9 protein-coding genes are annotated in these 16,765 nt (G+C 60.0%); 5 read left to right on the plus strand and 4 right to left on the minus strand.

Translation table 11 applies throughout. From position 1 onward, the window contains the following. Window positions 1–136 precede the first annotated feature (136 nt). Genes betA through betI form a run of 4 tightly spaced genes read right to left on the minus strand, consistent with a single transcriptional unit; the run spans window position 137 to window position 5,424 of the window. On the minus strand, window positions 137–1,789 hold the full coding sequence (betA, locus tag NAC44_RS05735) for a choline dehydrogenase (RefSeq protein WP_250938856.1): 1,653 nt from the start codon (window positions 1,787–1,789) through the stop codon (window positions 137–139). A gap of 58 nt (window positions 1,790–1,847) precedes the next feature. Then, complete coding sequence (gene betB / locus NAC44_RS05740) at window positions 1,848–3,311, minus strand: betaine-aldehyde dehydrogenase (RefSeq protein WP_250938858.1); 1,464 nt, start codon at window positions 3,309–3,311, stop codon at window positions 1,848–1,850. Window positions 3,312–3,313: 2 nt separating this feature from the next. Then, window positions 3,314–4,834 (minus strand): choline-sulfatase, encoded by a 1,521-nt coding sequence (betC, locus tag NAC44_RS05745; RefSeq protein ID WP_250938860.1) that lies wholly within the window; start codon window positions 4,832–4,834, stop codon window positions 3,314–3,316. Then, window positions 4,831–5,424, minus strand: coding sequence for a transcriptional regulator BetI (gene betI / locus NAC44_RS05750; RefSeq protein WP_250938862.1), 594 nt, complete (start codon window positions 5,422–5,424; stop codon window positions 4,831–4,833). Before betI ends, betC begins: the two co-directional genes overlap by 4 nt. A 307-nt stretch (window positions 5,425–5,731) precedes the next feature. Between betI and NAC44_RS05755 the strand changes: the two genes are divergently transcribed. From NAC44_RS05755 to NAC44_RS05775, 5 genes are all read left to right on the plus strand, one after another. Next, window positions 5,732–7,537 carry a bifunctional diguanylate cyclase/phosphodiesterase gene (locus NAC44_RS05755; RefSeq protein ID WP_250938864.1) on the plus strand — a complete coding sequence of 602 codons (1,806 nt, stop codon included), beginning with the start codon at window positions 5,732–5,734 and terminating at the stop codon, window positions 7,535–7,537. Window positions 7,538–7,752: 215 nt separating this feature from the next. Continuing rightward, window positions 7,753–8,772 (plus strand): NAD(P)H-quinone oxidoreductase, encoded by a 1,020-nt coding sequence (locus NAC44_RS05760; protein WP_250938866.1) that lies wholly within the window; start codon window positions 7,753–7,755, stop codon window positions 8,770–8,772. A gap of 451 nt (window positions 8,773–9,223) precedes the next feature. Further along, complete coding sequence (locus NAC44_RS21330; protein ID WP_250938868.1) at window positions 9,224–11,152, plus strand: O-linked N-acetylglucosamine transferase, SPINDLY family protein; 1,929 nt, start codon at window positions 9,224–9,226, stop codon at window positions 11,150–11,152. Beyond that, window positions 11,149–13,062 carry an O-linked N-acetylglucosamine transferase, SPINDLY family protein gene (locus NAC44_RS05770; RefSeq protein WP_250938878.1) on the plus strand — a complete coding sequence of 638 codons (1,914 nt, stop codon included), beginning with the start codon at window positions 11,149–11,151 and terminating at the stop codon, window positions 13,060–13,062. The genes NAC44_RS21330 and NAC44_RS05770 overlap by 4 nt, the downstream gene beginning before the upstream one ends. A 15-nt stretch (window positions 13,063–13,077) precedes the next feature. Continuing rightward, window positions 13,078–16,755: an O-linked N-acetylglucosamine transferase, SPINDLY family protein gene (locus NAC44_RS05775; RefSeq protein WP_250938888.1), complete on the plus strand. Its 3,678-nt coding sequence runs from the start codon at window positions 13,078–13,080 to the stop codon at window positions 16,753–16,755. The last annotated feature ends 10 nt before the right edge of the window (window positions 16,756–16,765 follow it).

Consider the following 16,765-nt stretch of genomic DNA (forward strand, 5'->3'; position numbering starts at 1 on the left):
GGAAATATCTGTATCAAAAGTTGCGTATTGCGATAAAATTATACTTTAGAGAGATGATTGGGCCATCTCGCCCTTTCCCTGCCTTCTCCGAATGGCAAGTGCTTAGGACCGGTTCTGGACTATTCTGACGTGATTTCTACCGATCGCTCACCGCCCAGTTCGGATTGATCCACGGTTCCTGATTGGAACGCGGCAGGGGATCGCGACCGAGAATATGGTCGGAGGCCTTTTCGCCGGTCATGATCGAGGGACCGTTCAGATTGCCATAGGTGACATGCGGGAAGATCGAGCTGTCGGCCACGCGCAGGCCCTCGACGCCGATGACCTTGGTGGTCGGATCGACCACCGCCATCGGGTCGTCGGCCCGACCCATTTTACAGGTGCCGCAGGGGTGATAGGCGCCTTCCAGATGCTCGCGCAGAAAGGAGTCGATCTCTGCATCCGACTGGGCTTTCGGCCCCGGCGCGATTTCTCCGTCCATATAGGGGGCAAAGGCGGGTTGTGCGAAAATCTCGCGCGTCACCCGGACTGCATGGCGGAATTTTACCCAGTCTTCCGGATCGCTCATATAGTTGAAGCGCAGAACGGGTGCGTCCTTCACATCGGGCGAGCGCAACGTCACCGAACCGCGCGACTTTGACATGTTATAACCGACATGGGCCTGAAACCCATGGCCTTCTGCCGAAGATTTGCCGTCATAGGAGACGGCGATCGGCAGGAAGTGATATTGCAGATCCGGCCATTTGACACCCGCAGCCGAGCGGATAAAGGCTGCCGATTCAAACTGGTTGGAGGTGCCGAGCCCGGTCTTGAAAAACAGCCATTCGGCGCCGACAACGCCTTTCCAGAACCAGTTGTTGCGTGAATGCAGCGTGATCGGCAGTTTCGATTTGAACTGGTGGTAATATTCGAGGTGGTCCTGCAGGTTCTGGCCGACGCCCGCACGGTCGGCAATCACCTCGATCCCCATCGCCTGCAGATGCCGCGCCGGGCCGATGCCGGAGAGCATCAGGATTTTCGGCGAGTTGAAGGCGGAGGCGGCGACAATCACCTCACGGTTGGCCCGGACCACCTCGATCTTCCCGTTCAGTTCCACTTCGACGCCGACGGCTTTGCGCCCCTCGAACACCACGCGCCGCGCATAGCAGCGGATCAGGCGGCAATTCTCCCGCTTCAGCGCCGGTTTGAGATAGGCATTGGCGGTGGACCAGCGTCGACCGGCCCAGCTCGTCTGCTCCATCAGGCCAAACCCTTCCTGTTTGGAGCCGTTATAATCCTCGGTGACGGGAAACCCGGCCTGACGACCCGCCTCGATAAAGGCCTGATAGAGCGGGTTTTTCGCCGCACCCCGGCGCACATGCACAGGCCCGTTCGTGCCGCGCCAGCCCGCTTCGCCGCCATGGGCATGTTCCATCCGCTTGAAATAGGGCAGCACATCGGCATAGGCCCAACCTTGCGCGCCCAGGTCTTCCCAGCGGTTGAAGTCTTCCGCATGGCCGCGCACATAGACCATGCCGTTGATCGAGGATGAGCCGCCGATCACCTTGCCGCGCGGCGCAATCATCCGGCGATTGTTGAGATGCGGTTCGGGCTCGGACATATAACCCCAGTTATAGCGGTCCATATTCATCGGATAGGCGAGTGCCGCCGGCATCTGCACGAAAGGCCCGATATCGGAACCGCCGAATTCCAGAACGATGACACTGTGTTTGCCGTCTTCCGACAGGCGGTACGCCATGGCCGCGCCCGCCGAGCCGGAACCGATAATGATGAAATCTGCCTGGTTCATGATGCTCGTTCCGTTCGATGTTGTGCGTGGGATAGTCCGATTGTCGCCCGAGGCCCGATCAATAAGGCGCTTCGCACGCGCCCATGCCGACATAGACCGTCTTCAGCTCGGAATAATGCTCCAGTGCGGCCAGCGAATTTTCCCGTCCGAAGCCGGATTGTTTCGAGCCGCCAAAAGGCATTTCCACCGGGCAGAGATTATAGGTGTTGATCCACAGCGTGCCGGCTTCCAGTTGATCGACCACGCGGTGAGCGCGGGTGAGATCGGCGGTGAAGACGCCACCGGCGAGACCGAATTCGGTGGCATTGGCGCGGGCGATCACGTCCGTCTCATCATCGAAATCCAGCACGCACATGACCGGGCCGAAGATTTCCTCCCGTGCAATTGTCATATCGTCGGTCACATCGGCAAACACCGTTGGCTGGACAAATGCACCCTGACCCGAAACCGTGTTGGGAATGCCGCCGCCGGTGATCAGCCGCGCTCCTTCCGCCTTGCCCTTTTCCATATAGGAGAGCACTTTTTCGCGCTGGGCGAAGGAGACGAGCGGCCCCATCTGGGTGGCTTCGTTCTGAGGGTCGCCGATGAGGATGGCTTCCGTGCGCTCTTTCAGCCGCTCCAGGAAGCGCTCCTTGATGGCGCGATGGACAAAGACGCGGGTGCCGTTGGAGCAGACCTGACCGGTGGAATAGAAATTGCCGAGCATGGCGCCGGAAATGGCGCTTTCGAGATCGGCATCGTCGAAGACGATCAGCGGTGACTTGCCGCCAAGCTCCATCGTCACATGCTTGAGCTGGCCTGCGGCGGCACCGGCCACCTTGCGGCCCGTCGGCACGGAGCCGGTCAGCGATACCTTGGCGATATCGGGGTGGTTGACCAGCAGCGGCCCGGTATCACGGTCGCCCTGAATGACGTTGAACAGCCCCTTCGGCGCCCCGGCTTCAATCAGGATCTCGGCAATTTTCAAGGCGCCCAGCGGGGTGACTTCCGAGGGTTTGAAGATCATCGCATTGCCGGCGGCAAGGGCCGGTGCCGCCTTCCAGCAGCAGATCTGTTGCGGATAATTCCACGCACCGATGCCGAGACACACACCCAGCGGCACGCGCTTGGTATAGGCAAAATCACCGCCCAGCGGAATATGACTGCCGTTCATGCCGGCTGCCGCAATGCCACCGAAAAACTCCAATGAGTCGGCGCCCGAGGTTGGGTCGGCGACAATGGTTTCCTGAATAGGCTTGCCGGTGTCGAGCGTTTCCAGCTCCGAGAGTTCACGGTTGCGCGCGCGCATGATTTCGGCGGCTTTTTTTAGCACCCGGCCACGCGCAGTGGGCGAAAGGGCGGCCCATTCCTTTTGCGCGCGCTTGGCAGAGGCAATGGCGCGCTCGACAATGGCCGGGGTTGCGGCGTGAAGCTTGGCAATCACCTCGCCAGTGGCAGGATAGACGCTTTCAATCACCGTGCCAGCGGTGTCTTCCACATAGGCGCCGTCGATGAAGTGGGAGGCTTTCGGTTGGGCTTTCATGATCATTCTCCCCTTGGATAGCGTTTGCTCTCTTCAAGCACGTTGAGGTCCATGTGATTGCGCATATAGCGCTCGGAGGCCTTTTGCAGCGGCTGGTGATCCCATGGGTAATAGGCGCCGTTGCGCAGCGCCTCATAAACCACCCAGCGCCGCGCCTGACTTTCGCGCACGGCTGCATCAAAGCGGGCCATGTCCCAGCGGGCTTCTCGCTTGGCGATGAAATCGTCCAAAACAGAAGCATAGGCGGGATCAGCGGCCAGATTGGTCAGCTCTTGCGGGTCTTTCTCAAGGTCAAACAATTGGTCCGGGTCGAGCGCGCAATGCACATATTTCCATTGGCCTTCGCGAATGCAGACCATAGGCGCATAAGAGCCTTCCGCCGCATATTCCATCAGCACGGGTGCGCTGCGCTGCTCACCGTTGATCATGCCGGTCAGGCTCATGCCATCGGTCCAGGGCATCACCTCATCCATGGAAATGCCAGCCAGATCGCAGAGCGTCGGTGTGACGTCGAGATTGGAGGTGGGGGCTTGATGCAGACCGGGGATAATACCGGGGCCCGCCACCATCAAAGGGACGCGGGCCGAGCCTTCATAGAAATTCATCTTGAACCACAAGCCGCGCTCGCCCAGCATGTCGCCATGGTCGGAGGCAAACAGGATGATCGTGTTGTCGAGCATCCGGGTGCGTGTCAGCGTATCGATCAGCTCGCCGACCTTGTCGTCGAGATAGGAGATATTGGCGAAATAGGCCCGGCGTGAACGGCGGATATCCTCTTCAGTGACATTGAAGTTGTCATAATCGCACGCATGGATCAGCCGTTTGGAATGCGGGTCCTGATCGTCCAGCGCGCCTATCTCGGGCAAAAGATGCTGGCAATCCTCATAGAGATCCCAGTATTTCTTCCGCGCCACATAAGGATCGTGGGGATGGGTGAAGGAGACGGTCAGGCACCACGGACGACGATCTGCATCATCATTCTCACGACTCAAATGATAAAGCTTCTGATTGGCCAGAAAGGCGACTTCATCATCATATTCCATCTGATTGGTGATTTCGGCCACGCCCGCGCCGGTCACTGAACCGAGATTGTGATACCACCAGTCGATCCGCTCACCGGGTTTGCGATAATCCGGCGTCCAGCCGAAATCGGCGGGATAGATGTCGGTGGTCAGTCGTTCCTCAAAGCCGTGCAACTGGTCCGGCCCGACGAAATGCATCTTGCCGGACAAGGCGGTATAATAGCCCGCCCGACGAAGATGATGGGCGTAGGTTGGAATAGACGAGACATATTCCGCCGCATTGTCATAGACTTGCGTGCGGCTCGGCAATTGCCCGGCCATGAAGGAGGCCCGCGCCGGCGCACAGAGCGGCGAGGACGTGTAATTGTTTTGAAAGCGGGCAGAGCGCGCCGCCAGCGCTTTCAGATGTGGCGCATGCAACCAGTCGGCCGGACCATCGGGAAACAGCGTGCCGTTCAACTGATCCACCATGATCAGCAGGATATTGGGGCGTTTCGTCATTGGCATCTTCCTGTGCTCGACAATTGTGTGCGGACATAATCCTCGACCAGGCTGATCGACGCCTCAATGGTCAGCGGTGCCGCCTTCAGGCTCTGGCGCAGATAAAGCCCGTCGATCATCGCCGCCGTGCCTTCGGCAATGCTTTCGGCCTTGTCTGCTGTGGTCAGGGCCTTGAGCGCATGGATGAGATTGGAGCGCAGGCGCCGGGCATAAAGCGACAGAAGATGCCGCGTCGGTGCAGACCGCTGCGCCTCGGAATAAAAGGCAAGCCAGGCCGCCACCGTTTCCGGCGTGAACTGGTTGGCTTGAAACGAGACGCGGATCAGGGCCGTCAACCGCTCCTCGGGTGTGCTCGTGGCCTCAAGCGCTGCGACCGTATCGAGTCGAAGCGACCAGAGCAGGGCGCGGATCGTCTCGATCAGCAATTGTTCCTTCGAGCCGAAATAATGATGGGCAAGGGCGGGCGAGACCCCGGCATTGCGGGCAATATCCGACATGGTCACGGCAAGCGAACCATGCTGGCCGATTGTTCTCAAGGCCGCCTCCACCAGCGCCTTGCGCCTCAGCGGCTCCATTCCCAGTTTCGGCATGATCTCTCCCCGTCGCAATTATCCCTCGGCGTCAGGCTGCGCTGGAGGGTTCTGTCACCGTGAGAGGATACTCTCTCGTGCTGGAGCGGCCCGGCAGAGCCTTTCTGATAAGGATCAATTTATTATTGATTGACCAGTCAATCAAGAACCTGTCGGCAAAATTTCTCACATTGACGTGCTGAAATCCTCGATTTCTCTGGGAAAACGGGGCGTTTCATAAAAAATTCACATTGGTTAAAGTCTTCATTCAGCATTTTTGCCCCAGCGTGCGCGCGATAAAAACAGGTATTGCGTCTCGGGGGATTTCATGACCTTGAATATTGCCGCAGAAGGCAACGTCTTGCGCCGTTTTGCCAGTGATCAATTGTTGACGCTGGCAAAAGTCGTGATTGAAAATGCGTTGCAGCCCATCATCGAAGTGCAGACTGGCGTTGTCTTCGGTTATGAATCACTGATGCGCGGCCATGAGCGGCTGGGGTTTGAAACCCCGCTTGATGTGCTGGATCAGGCGCATCTGGCCGGTCAGCTTTTCCCGCTGGAGCAGATGGTGGCGAGCCGGGCGCTGGCAAAATTCGCCTCTCTCGCCAATCATAGTGATTTCACCCTGTTCCTCAATCTGGACGTCCGGCTCATTCCCTATGGGGAGGCCATGGTAGATGGTCTGCTCACCCATTTGCGTGCCGCCGGCATTGCGCCATCCTCGGTCTGTTTCGAGCTGTCGGAGCGGTTCGACAACACCAATGTACCGGAGTTTTCCTCGCTGGTGGCCAGGCTGCGCCGGGCGGGCTTCAAGCTCGCCATCGACGATTTCGGCGTTGGCCATGCGGAAATCAAACTGCTGTGCGATTATCCGATCGATTATCTGAAGGTTGACCGGCATTTCATTTCCGGAATCGACAGCAATCCACGCAAGCGGCTTCTGGTGAAGAATATGGTGCAGATCGCCCATGTTCTTGGTATTCGGGTGATTGCCGAAGGCATCGAAACCGAGGGCGAATTCGTCGCCTGCCGGGAGATGGGTGTCGATCTGGTGCAGGGCTGGCTGATCTCCAAACCCACCACCCATCTGGCCGAATTGAAACCCGCCTATCCACATTTCAAGGACATCGGCCAGTCGCGCCGCCGCAGCCAGTCGATCGACGAGATCCTGATCCGCAAGAAGATCGAGCGGCTGCCGACCGTGTTTGAAAATGACAGCATCGACAGTGTGTTCGATCTTTTCCGCCGCAATCCCGGGCAGTCCTATTTCCCCGTCCTCAACGCCAGCGGCGAGCCGCGCGGCATCATTCATGAAGTGCATCTGAAGGAATATATCTATCAGCCCTTTGGCCGCGACCTTCTGAAAAACAAGGTCTATGAGCGCACGATTTCGCATTTCGTCGATCGGGCCCCGGTGGTCGGCCTCGATGCCGATGCAGAGCGACTGATGTCGATTTTCGCCAATGCCGAGGGCGGCGACTGTGTGCTTCTAACGGAAAACATGCGCTATGCCGGGGTGATTTCCGCCGCATCGGTGCTGCGTATCATCAATGAGAAACAGCTGAAGACGGCGCAGGACCAGAACCCGCTGACCAGCCTGCCGGGCAACCGCGCCATCCGCGATTTCATGCAGGAGGCAGGCCGCGACAGCGACGGGCTTCGCCATTTCTGTTACTGCGATTTTGACAATTTCAAGCCGTTCAACGACCATTACGGCTTCCATCTCGGCGACCATGCGATTTCGCTGTTTGCCGCGCTTCTGCGCCGGTATTTCTTCTCCGAGGGCGTCTTTCTCGGCCATGTCGGCGGCGATGATTTCTTCATCGGTCTGACTGACTGGTCACGTGAGGAACTGACGGAAATTCTCGACCGGCTGTTGTCGGATTTCCATGGCGACGTCATCGAACTTTATTCGGCGGAAGACCGCGCCAATGGCATGATCCGTGGCGAGGATCGTCATGGCGTTTCGCGCGAATTTCCGTTGATGCGCTGTTCGATCGGCGTGCTGGAACTGCCGCAGGGGCTGGTGGTCGACGATGTCAGCCGGCTGTCTTCGGAAATTGCCAAGCTGAAAAAGAGCGCCAAGGATAGTGAGGCCGGACTTTCTGTCTCGTCCTTGACGATCCGGAGTTGAAAAGACGATGCGACGCTGAGACGGCGGCAGGCATGCGTCAAACCATGCTTTTACCGCGCCCGCGTCAAACGGCCTCCTTTTCAAAACCACCTGCCTGACCTATCTCCAAGGTTCAACTTGAATGGCCTCGACCGCCGCAAGCGCGGTCTGGCCTGTTATGGACCGATGTCCGACAGACACAGAAAACCGTTCGCAACGAGAAGGAGACAGGGACTATGACGCTGCCGGCCACCATGCGCATGATTGAACTTGCAGGCTATGGCGGGCCGGAGGTGATGCGGGTTGTTGCCGCTCCGCTTCCGGTGGTGCGGCCCGGTGAGGTGCTGGTTCGGGTCGAGGCGGCGGGCGTCAATCGCCCCGATGTTGCTCAGCGTCAGGGGACCTATCCGCCACCGAAGGATGCAAGCCCGGTATTGGGTCTGGAAGTGGCTGGCGAGGTGGTGGCGCTGGGCGAAGGCGTCAATGATTTCGTCGTGGGAGACAGGGTCTGCGGCCTCGCCAATGGCGGCGGCTATGCCGAATTCTGTGCGGTGCCGGAAGGACAGCTTCTGCCGATGCCGAAGGGATATGATGCGGTCAGGGCCGCCGCCTTGCCGGAAACCTTCTTCACCGTCTGGGCCAATCTGTTCCAGATGGCCGGGCTGACCGAGGGCGAGAGCGTGCTGATCCATGGTGGCTCATCCGGCATCGGTACCACGGCCATCCAGCTTGCCCGTGCCTTTGGGGCTGATGTGTTCACCACGGCGGGTTCGGCGGAAAAATGCGAGGCCTGCCTTCGTCTCGGGGCAAAACGGGCGATCAATTACCGCGACGAGGATTTTCTCGCCGTCATCAAGGCCGAGACCGAGGGCAGGGGTGTCGATATTGTGCTCGACATGATCGGCGCGGCCTATTTCGAGAAAAACATCGCAGCTCTGGCCAAGGATGGCTGCCTGTCGATCATCGCCTTTCTGGGCGGTGCGGTGGCGGAGAAGGTCAATCTCGGCCCGATCATGATGAAGCGGCTCACAGTAACCGGCTCGACCATGCGCCCGCGCACGGCTGACGAAAAACGCGCCATCCGCGACGATCTCAAAGACCATGTCTGGCCGCGTCTGGAAAAGGGCGATATCGCCCCGGTTATCCACCATGTCCTGCCTTTTGCCGAGGTTGGCAACGCCCATCGATTGATGGAGGAAAGCGGCCATATCGGAAAGATTGTTCTGACGCTTGACGAGGGCCAACAATCGGCGTAGCCTCTGATTATGTTCAACGAATTGAAAGGAGGTGATCCAATGTCTAGTGAGCGTTCGGTCTCGAAAACAGGCTTTGGAAAGGTGATGATCGGAAAGGGGCAGCCCTCGATCTGAGCATATCCTTCTTTGGCGGCTTGGTCCGCCGGGGCTGATGTTGAGACCATGTCTCATGGAAGGGTCGCGCAAGCGGCCCTTTTTTGTTTGTCCTTCAGCAGGCTGTAACAGCCGATGGCATTACACTCCGCGTTTTACTGCATAATTCCTTAAATCGGAATCGATTTAAGGACAAAATTATGCAGCAGATTTAATGTGTTACAGCGTCCTTTGTGCGCCATACATGGCGCGCAAAGGACGCTGTATAAAACGCAGAGTGCTTTCTGAAACGGCTCCAGGCTGTGAGACAGCCTCATGCAAGCTGCCACTCCTATTCCATGGGAAAAGGAGATTGCCGGTGCCGGATTTCAGCACGTTCATCGCAGCCTATCGGGAGGGGCGTCTGCAGGAGGCGCTGACCTTGGCCGAAAGCCTTGTTCTGCATGAAGGAGAGAGGCAGGGGCAGTTGTTGCTGATCGTGCCGGTGATCCGGCTGAAGCTCGGTGACAAAGCGGGTGCTGCGCGGGATTTTCTCAAGGCCGCGCGTGGGCCGGTCGATGATCCCGGACAATGCATGACGATGGCCGTGAAGCTGTTTGGTGAGCTGCGCGACGATGTTACCCTTGCCGATCTGGCGGCAGAGGCCATGGCCATGCGGCCGCAGGATGCAAATCTGGCCTTCACCCTCGCTCAGGCGCTGGAACGGCGCGGGGATCTGCACCGCGCCGAAAGTTTTATCGGTGTGCTCGATTGTCAAAATCGCGATCATCTGGCGCTGTTGACGGCATTTTCCCGGAATTTTTCCGCTCAGCCCGGCTATTATCAGGTGTTGAAAGCCAATCTGGCGCGCTATCCGGACAATTTCTTTCTTTGGGCGGCGCTTGTCGGGATGGCGCAGGAGCGCTGCGATTTTGCCGTGCTCGATGCCTATCAGGCAAGGCTGTCACAGCCGGATGCGGCAGATCTTCTGCCCGGTTTCGAGCTGGGTCTTGTGCGCCTTGCCCGCACCGATGACGAGGCCGAGGCGGCGCGGCCTAATTTCCACACGCGGGAGCTTGAGGGGCGGCGCAAAAGCGGCGGTCTCGTTCTGCCGCGTCGTGCTTTTGGCATGGGAGAGCGTATCCAGCTTGCCTATTTTTCCGGCGATCTCAATGGTCATGCCGTCGCCCAGCTTATTCAGGAAACGCTGGTGCGCCATGACCGGCAGCGCTTCGAGGTAACGATCCTCAGCTATTCCGGGCCGCATGCCACAAGGTTTCAGGCGCGGTGGCCGGACTGGCTGCAAAAGGAGGTGGTGCATGTCGATGACTGGTCGAGTGCCCGTACCATCGACTATATCCGCGAGCAGCAGATCGATATTCTCGTCGATCTGCAGGGCTATACCGGTCGCGCCCGCCTCGATGTCGTCGATGCCTGCGATGCGCCGGTCAAGGTGACCTATCTCGGCTATCCCGGTTCGGTCATGGGGGCGGGCTTGGATTATGCCATCACCGACAAGGTGGTGACGCCGGATAGCTCGAAAGCCTTTTATGCCGAAAAGCTCTGCCGCCTGCCGGAAACCTATCAGGTCAATGGAACCATGCATCGCCGTCGCATGGCGGCTTTGCCGCGGCCTGCCCTTGGCCTGCCGGAAGACTGTTTCGTCTATGCCTGTTTCAACGCCACCCGCAAGATCGGCAGGGCGGAGGTGTCGCTCTGGTCGCGCATTTTGCACGCGGTGCCGGGCTCGGTGCTGGCGATCAGCTGCGTCAAGCCGGATACGCGCGCCAATCTTCTCGCCGCCTTTGGCGAAAAGGGCATTGGCCCAGACCGGCTGATTCTCTTCGATTACTGCGCCTATGATATGTTCACCGCCCGCATGATGGTAAGCGATCTGGCACTCGACACCTTCATCTATAACGGCCACACCACCACCGCCGATGCGCTTTATGCCGGTCTGCCGGTACTGACGAAAAAGGGCAGCGCCTTTGCCGGGCGCGTATCGGAAAGCCTGTTGAAAGCGGTGAGCCTTCCGGAGATGGTGGCCGAGGATGGCGAGGATTTCGTCGCCCGCGCCGTGGCCCTTGCCCGTGACCCGGCAGCGCTTCAGACCATCCGGGCAACGCTTGCCGAGCGTGTCGTCATCGATCCGCTGTTCGATAGCGAGCGCTTCACCCTGCATCTGGAAACGGCCTATGCGATGATGGCAGAGCGTGCCCGCGCTGGCCTGCCGCCCGAACATTTCGACGTACCGGCACGTCCGCCACGCACAAGGCCCTTTCTGTCGTTTAACGAGGTTGCGGCATGACCGGCTTGCCGCAGGCTTTGGCTGCCTATCAGGCGGGGCGGCTGGATGAGGCGCTGGCTCTGGCGCTTTTGCTGCGCGATCGGCCGGGCGCTCCAGAGCCGATGGCGGAAGCCCTGATCGGCACGATTCTTTTGAAACATGGCGACCGGGCAGGGGCCGCCCATGCTTTTTGCCTTGCAGCTGAGGCTGCCGAGCCTGCGGATGCCGCGCAGGCGGCGCATTTTCTCAAGCTGGCCGCTACACTTGCCATGCAGGCAGGCGAGAGCGAATTGTTGTCACGCATAGGCCTGAAGGCGGCACGCGCCAATCTTGCCGACAGGGTCTTTGTCCTGACCATGGCCAAAAGGCTGCTGGAATCCTTTACCCCGGAGGCCTTCGCCGCCGTCGAGGAACTCATTCCGGCGCTGGACCGGGCAAATGGCGAGGCCCTGCATTTTGCCGCGCAGTTTTACCGCGCCCGCTGGAACCTGCCTGCGCTGAAAGCCGTGCTGGACGAGGCGGAACGAAGCATGCCGCAGGATGTGGCGCTGGCGGGCCTTGGCTTTCTTGCCGCCCATGACATGGCTGACCTTGCCGCCATCGCCCGCCATCAGGCGCTGATGCACCAACCCGACACTGCCTTTGCCGCCACCCTGCTTGCCCATGAACCGGCGCTTGCCCGTCTCGTCTGGTGCGATGACGCCGCACTTCTGGCAAAGCCGGTGCTGGAGCAGGCGGCGCTTGCGCCAAGCCTTGCGGCGCGTCCGGCGCGGCGTGCCCTTCGCCAGACCGGCAAGCGGTTGCATATCGGCTATCTCTCCAGCGATTTTTCCGCCCATGCGACGATGACGTTGTTTCTCGACAGTCTCCTTGCCCATGACCGTGAACGCTTCGAGATCACACTCTTTTGCCATACGCCGGAAAAGGCGGCGGAAAGCCAGCGGCATTTTCCCGATCTCATCCGCAAAGACATCGTCCCGGTGCGGCAGATGAGCGATGCCGAGGCGGCAGCCGAGATCGATGCCCATGGCGTCGATATTCTCGTCGATCTGAAGGGCCACACCCCCGGCGCGCGGCTTGCCATCGTCAATCTGTCGAGCGCTCCGGTCAAGGCGACCTATCTCGGCTTTCCGGGGCCGGTCAGCGGCGTCGATCTCGATTATGCCATCGTCGATCCCGTGATTGCGCCGGAAAGCGATCAGCCCTTTTATCGCGAAAATTTCTGCCGTCTGCCGGATTGCTATCAGGCCAACAGTGCCGCCAGCCGTCCACGCCCGGCCCCCGCCTGCCGGGCCGATCACGGCCTGCCGGACGACCGTTTCGTATTTGCCTCCTTCAATGGGGTGCACAAGATCACGCCGGAAACGCTCCGTCTGTGGGCCGGGGTGCTGCAAGCGGTGCCCGACAGCCTGTTCTGGCTGCTCGCCCCGGAGGAGATTGCGCGGGCGAACCTGATTTTCGCCTTTGCCGGGGAGGGCATCGGCCCGGAGCGTCTCATCTTTGCCGACCGCATGGATTATGCCGATCATGTCAGCCGTCTGGCGCTGGCCGATCTGGCGCTCGACACCTTTCCCTATAACGGCCACACCACCACCTCGGACATGCTCTGGGCGGGCCTGCCGGTGCTGACGAAACGCGGTTCTGTCTTTGCCGCGCGCGTCTCGGAAAGCCTGCTTCGGGCGGCTGGCCTGCCCGAGCTTGTCGCCGGGGATGCGGCGGATTTCATCACGCGCGCGCAAAGGCTTGCTGATAATCCGCAGGCGCTTACCCATCTGCGTCAGCGGTTGAAAGATGCCCTTGCCACCGCGCCGCTGTTTGACAGCGCCCGCTTTACCCGCCATCTGGAGCGGGCCTATGAGATGATGGCGGAGCGCGCAAGGCAAGGTCTTGAACCGGCCCCGATCGATGTTTTTCACTCCACACCCGTTTGAATGCATGAAGACGATATGAGCATGGACCACCCGATAGAGGCAGCCCTTGCGGCCTATAACACCGGCGATCTCGATGCCGCCCTCGGCTTTGCCCGGGCAGCGGCCGACAGAGAGGATGAGCGCTCCGGCATGGGCTTCATGCTGATCGCCAATATCCATCTGAAGCGCAAGGAGATGATGGCGGCTGCCGACGGTTTCGTTGCCGCTGCCGCGCGCCTGCCGGACAAGGCGGCAGAGTTTTTGAAATTTGCCGCCAATATCTTCATCGTCCATCGGCAGATGGATCGGCTGGCGGCGATTGCCGTGTCTGCCGCTGCTGCCAATGCAGGCGACGGCGATTTTCTCGCCGAGATCGGCAACAAGCTTCTGGGCGCCGGGCTACACAAGGCGATCGACGGTCTCATGCCTTTTCTCGACATGAAAAACGGCCATCATCTGCAGATCGCCATCACCCATTACCAGCTGACCCGCCGTCCGTCCCTGCTGAAGCCCATCATCGAAGCACGCTACCGCGAAAGCCCGGATGACAGTTTCGTGGCGATGAATTACTTCGCCTTCTGCCGCTCCAGCCTGCATTATCCCGGCATGAGGGCCTGGCTTGCCATGATGGAAACGCCGGATGATCCTTTGACGGCGGAAATTCTCTACCGCGATACGCCACTCTCGCGCCGTTACTGGGCCGATGACGAGGCCATTCACGCCCATGCCTCCGGCTTTATCGACCGCCTGCCGCGCAAGGCGGGTGAAGTGGGGCCGAAGCGGCGGGCGATTGGTGCGGAGGGCGAAAGGCTGAAGATCGGCTATCTGTCGTCGGATTTCACCATCCACGCCACCATGTATCTGCTCTATGACGTGTTTCTCGCCCATGACCGGCGGCATTTCGACATCACGCTCTTCTGCACCACGCCTGCCGGTCAGGCCGCCATTCAAAACACATGGGACCCGCGGCTGAAAGCGGAGATCGTGGCCCTTCGCCATCTGAGCGATCCGGAGGCGATTGCCGAAATTTCCCGCCGCGAGATCGATATTCTCATCGATCTCAAGGGCTATACCTCCGGCTTTCGCGCGGGCATCGTGGCCGGGGCGGATGCGCCGGTCAAGGCCACCTGGATCGGCTATCCCGGCTCGGTCAAACATGTCGATCTTGATTATCACATCACCGATCCGATCGTGACGCCGGATGCGGCCAAGCCGTTTTTCGAGGAAAAGCTCTGCCGCCTGCCGGAGACCTATCAGGGCAATGGCAGCCTGACCAAGCCGCGCCCGCGTGGCGCAAGCCGCGCCGCACACGGCCTGCCGAAAGATGCCTTCGTCTTCGCCTCCTTCAATTCCCCGGCCAAGATCAGCCCTGAGACCATCGATCTCTGGGCCAGGGTGATGGCGGCGGTGCCGGACAGCGTCTTCTGGGTGCTGGTCAATGACGATCTCCTGAAAGAAAATCTCACCGCCGAATTCACACGTCTCGGTGTTGCGCGCGAGCGGATCGTCTTTGCCGAGGGCAAGCCCTATGAGCAGCATATCGACCGGGTGGGGCTTGCCGATCTGGCGCTCGACAGCTTTCCCTATAACGGCCACACCACCACCTCCGATCTGCTCTGGGGCGGGCTGCCGGTGCTGACCAGACGGGGTAAAACCTTTGCCGCCCGTGTTTCGGAAAGCCTGCTTGCCGCCATTGGGCTTTCGGAACTGGTGGCCAAGGACGATGCTGCCTTCCTTGCCATGGCGGTGGACTTTGCCCGTCACCGGGAAAAGATCGTGGCGCTCAAGCAAAAGCTTACGGACAACCGGCGGATCATGCCGCTTTTCGATACCGAACGTTTTGTCCGGCATCTGGAAAACGCCTATCGCCTGATGGCGGAGCGGGCGCGCAAGGGTCTTGGCCCCGATCATATCGATGTGCCTGCCTTGCCGGTGCGCAGCGCGTCCTTTCTGGCCGAAAGCCTGCCGGAGCGGCTTTTGACCATGGTTGCGACGGAAAATCAGGATTTTGCGCCGCTGATCGAGGCCTATCGCCGCCGCGATTATAACGGCATTTTGCGTTATCTGGACACGTTGCAACAGGCCGACAGCCTGCCCGCCGCCATGGTGGCGATGATCGCCGAGGCGCAGGAACAGGCGGGCCATCTGGAGCAGGCTGCCACCCTTTATGCCGAGGCGGGAAGGGCCGATGCGGCACTCTCGGAGCCTCTGTTCAACAAGGCGATGGTACTGTTCAACCGGCTGTTGATCGAGAAGAAATCCATCCATCTCACCGGCTATGAGCTGGCGGGCACGCTGCTTGAGTGTCAGCCGACCCATCCGGTTGCCTATCCCTATCGCCGTCATGCCATGCAGCAGCTGGCGGCGGTGGAGGACCAGCGCAGCGCCAATGCGCTGGCGGTTGAAAACATCCGGGAAGGTGACGGCTTTTATCGCCGCAATCAGGTTCTCTTCGACCATGTCACCTGGTGCGGCGACGAGGCCGTCAATGCCATGATCGATGTCAGCGACATCTATCCGCCCTTTGATGAGAAGAGCCGTGCGGCGCGCCGGGCGCGACCGCATGTCTTTGCCGACAGATCGAAGGGCGAAAAGATCAGGCTGGGCTATGTCTTTTCCGATTTTCATCCCGGCCATCCGGTCATGCGGGTGCTGCGCGGCGTCTTTGCCTGTCACGATCCGGCCCGCTTCGAGGTCGCCTTCTTCTGCATTGCGCGGCGACAGTTCAGCGCCGAAGATACGGCATTTCGCCAAAGCCTCGGGCGGCTCATTCCGCTCGGCGGGTTATCGCTTCATGCCGCGCATCAGGCCATCCGGGAGGCGGGCATCGATGTGCTCGTCGATCTCAATGGCCCGACGGCAGGCGGCTGGCCGCAACTGATCAACAGCGGTCCCGCACCCATTCAGGTGGCCTATATCGGCTTTCCCGGCAGCGGGCTTGGCATCGATTGCGATTATGTCATCGGCGACCGCTTCGTCACGCCGGACAAGAGCGCGCCCTATTATCACGAGAAATTCTGCCGCCTGCCGGACAGCTATCAGGCCAATGACAATCGTGACCGCCCGCGCCCTGAGCCAGCACAGCGCGCTGATTTTTCCCTGCCTGAGGGGCTGTTGCTCTCCTCCTTCAACGATATCCGCAAGCTGACACCGGACAGCATCGATCTCTGGTCGAAGGTGCTGGCGCGTCTGCCGGAGGCAAGGCTGCTGCTGATTCGCACCAGCCCGTTGCAGGAGCGCAATCTTCTGGCCGCCTTTGCCGGAAACGGGATTGCCGCCGATCAGATCGTCTTCGGCGAGCGGCTGGATTATGCCCGCCATCTGAGCCGTATCCCGCTGACCGATCTCGGCCTCGACAGCACGCCTTATAACGGCCATGCCACCACCTCCGACATGCTCTGGGCCGGTCTGCCGGTGCTGACGCTGAAAGGCACGCATTTCGCCTCGCGTGTGTCAGAAAGCCTGCTCAACGCCATTGGCCTGCCGGAACTGGTGGCACAGACTCCGGAGGATTATGTCGAGATGGCCGTTGCACTGGCGCGTGCACCGGATGCGCTTGCCCGTCTGCGGCAAAAGCTGGCGCAAAACCTGGAGACGGCGCCGCTCTTCGACACCGAACGCTTTACCCGCCATCTGGAGTGCGGTTTCGAGATGATGGTGGCGCGGGCAAAGGCCGGTCATGCCCCGCACCATATCGATGTTCCTTCTCTGTGACTTGCCACGG

Source organism: Allorhizobium sonneratiae (assembly GCF_023700755.1).
Taxonomy (GTDB): domain Bacteria; phylum Pseudomonadota; class Alphaproteobacteria; order Rhizobiales; family Rhizobiaceae; genus Allorhizobium; species Allorhizobium sonneratiae.

Coding starts and splice junctions, on each gene's coding strand:
- NAC44_RS05770 (WP_250938878.1), top strand. CDS start 11,149: ATGACCGGCTTGCCGCAGGCTTTGGCTGCCTATCAGGCGGGGCGGCTG.
- betI (WP_250938862.1), bottom strand. CDS start 5,424: ATGCCGAAACTGGGAATGGAGCCGCTGAGGCGCAAGGCGCTGGTGGAG.
- NAC44_RS05755 (WP_250938864.1), top strand. CDS start 5,732: ATGACCTTGAATATTGCCGCAGAAGGCAACGTCTTGCGCCGTTTTGCC.
- betB (WP_250938858.1), bottom strand. CDS start 3,311: ATGAAAGCCCAACCGAAAGCCTCCCACTTCATCGACGGCGCCTATGTG.
- NAC44_RS05760 (WP_250938866.1), top strand. CDS start 7,753: ATGACGCTGCCGGCCACCATGCGCATGATTGAACTTGCAGGCTATGGC.
- betA (WP_250938856.1), bottom strand. CDS start 1,789: ATGAACCAGGCAGATTTCATCATTATCGGTTCCGGCTCGGCGGGCGCG.
- NAC44_RS05775 (WP_250938888.1), top strand. CDS start 13,078: ATGAGCATGGACCACCCGATAGAGGCAGCCCTTGCGGCCTATAACACC.
- betC (WP_250938860.1), bottom strand. CDS start 4,834: ATGACGAAACGCCCCAATATCCTGCTGATCATGGTGGATCAGTTGAAC.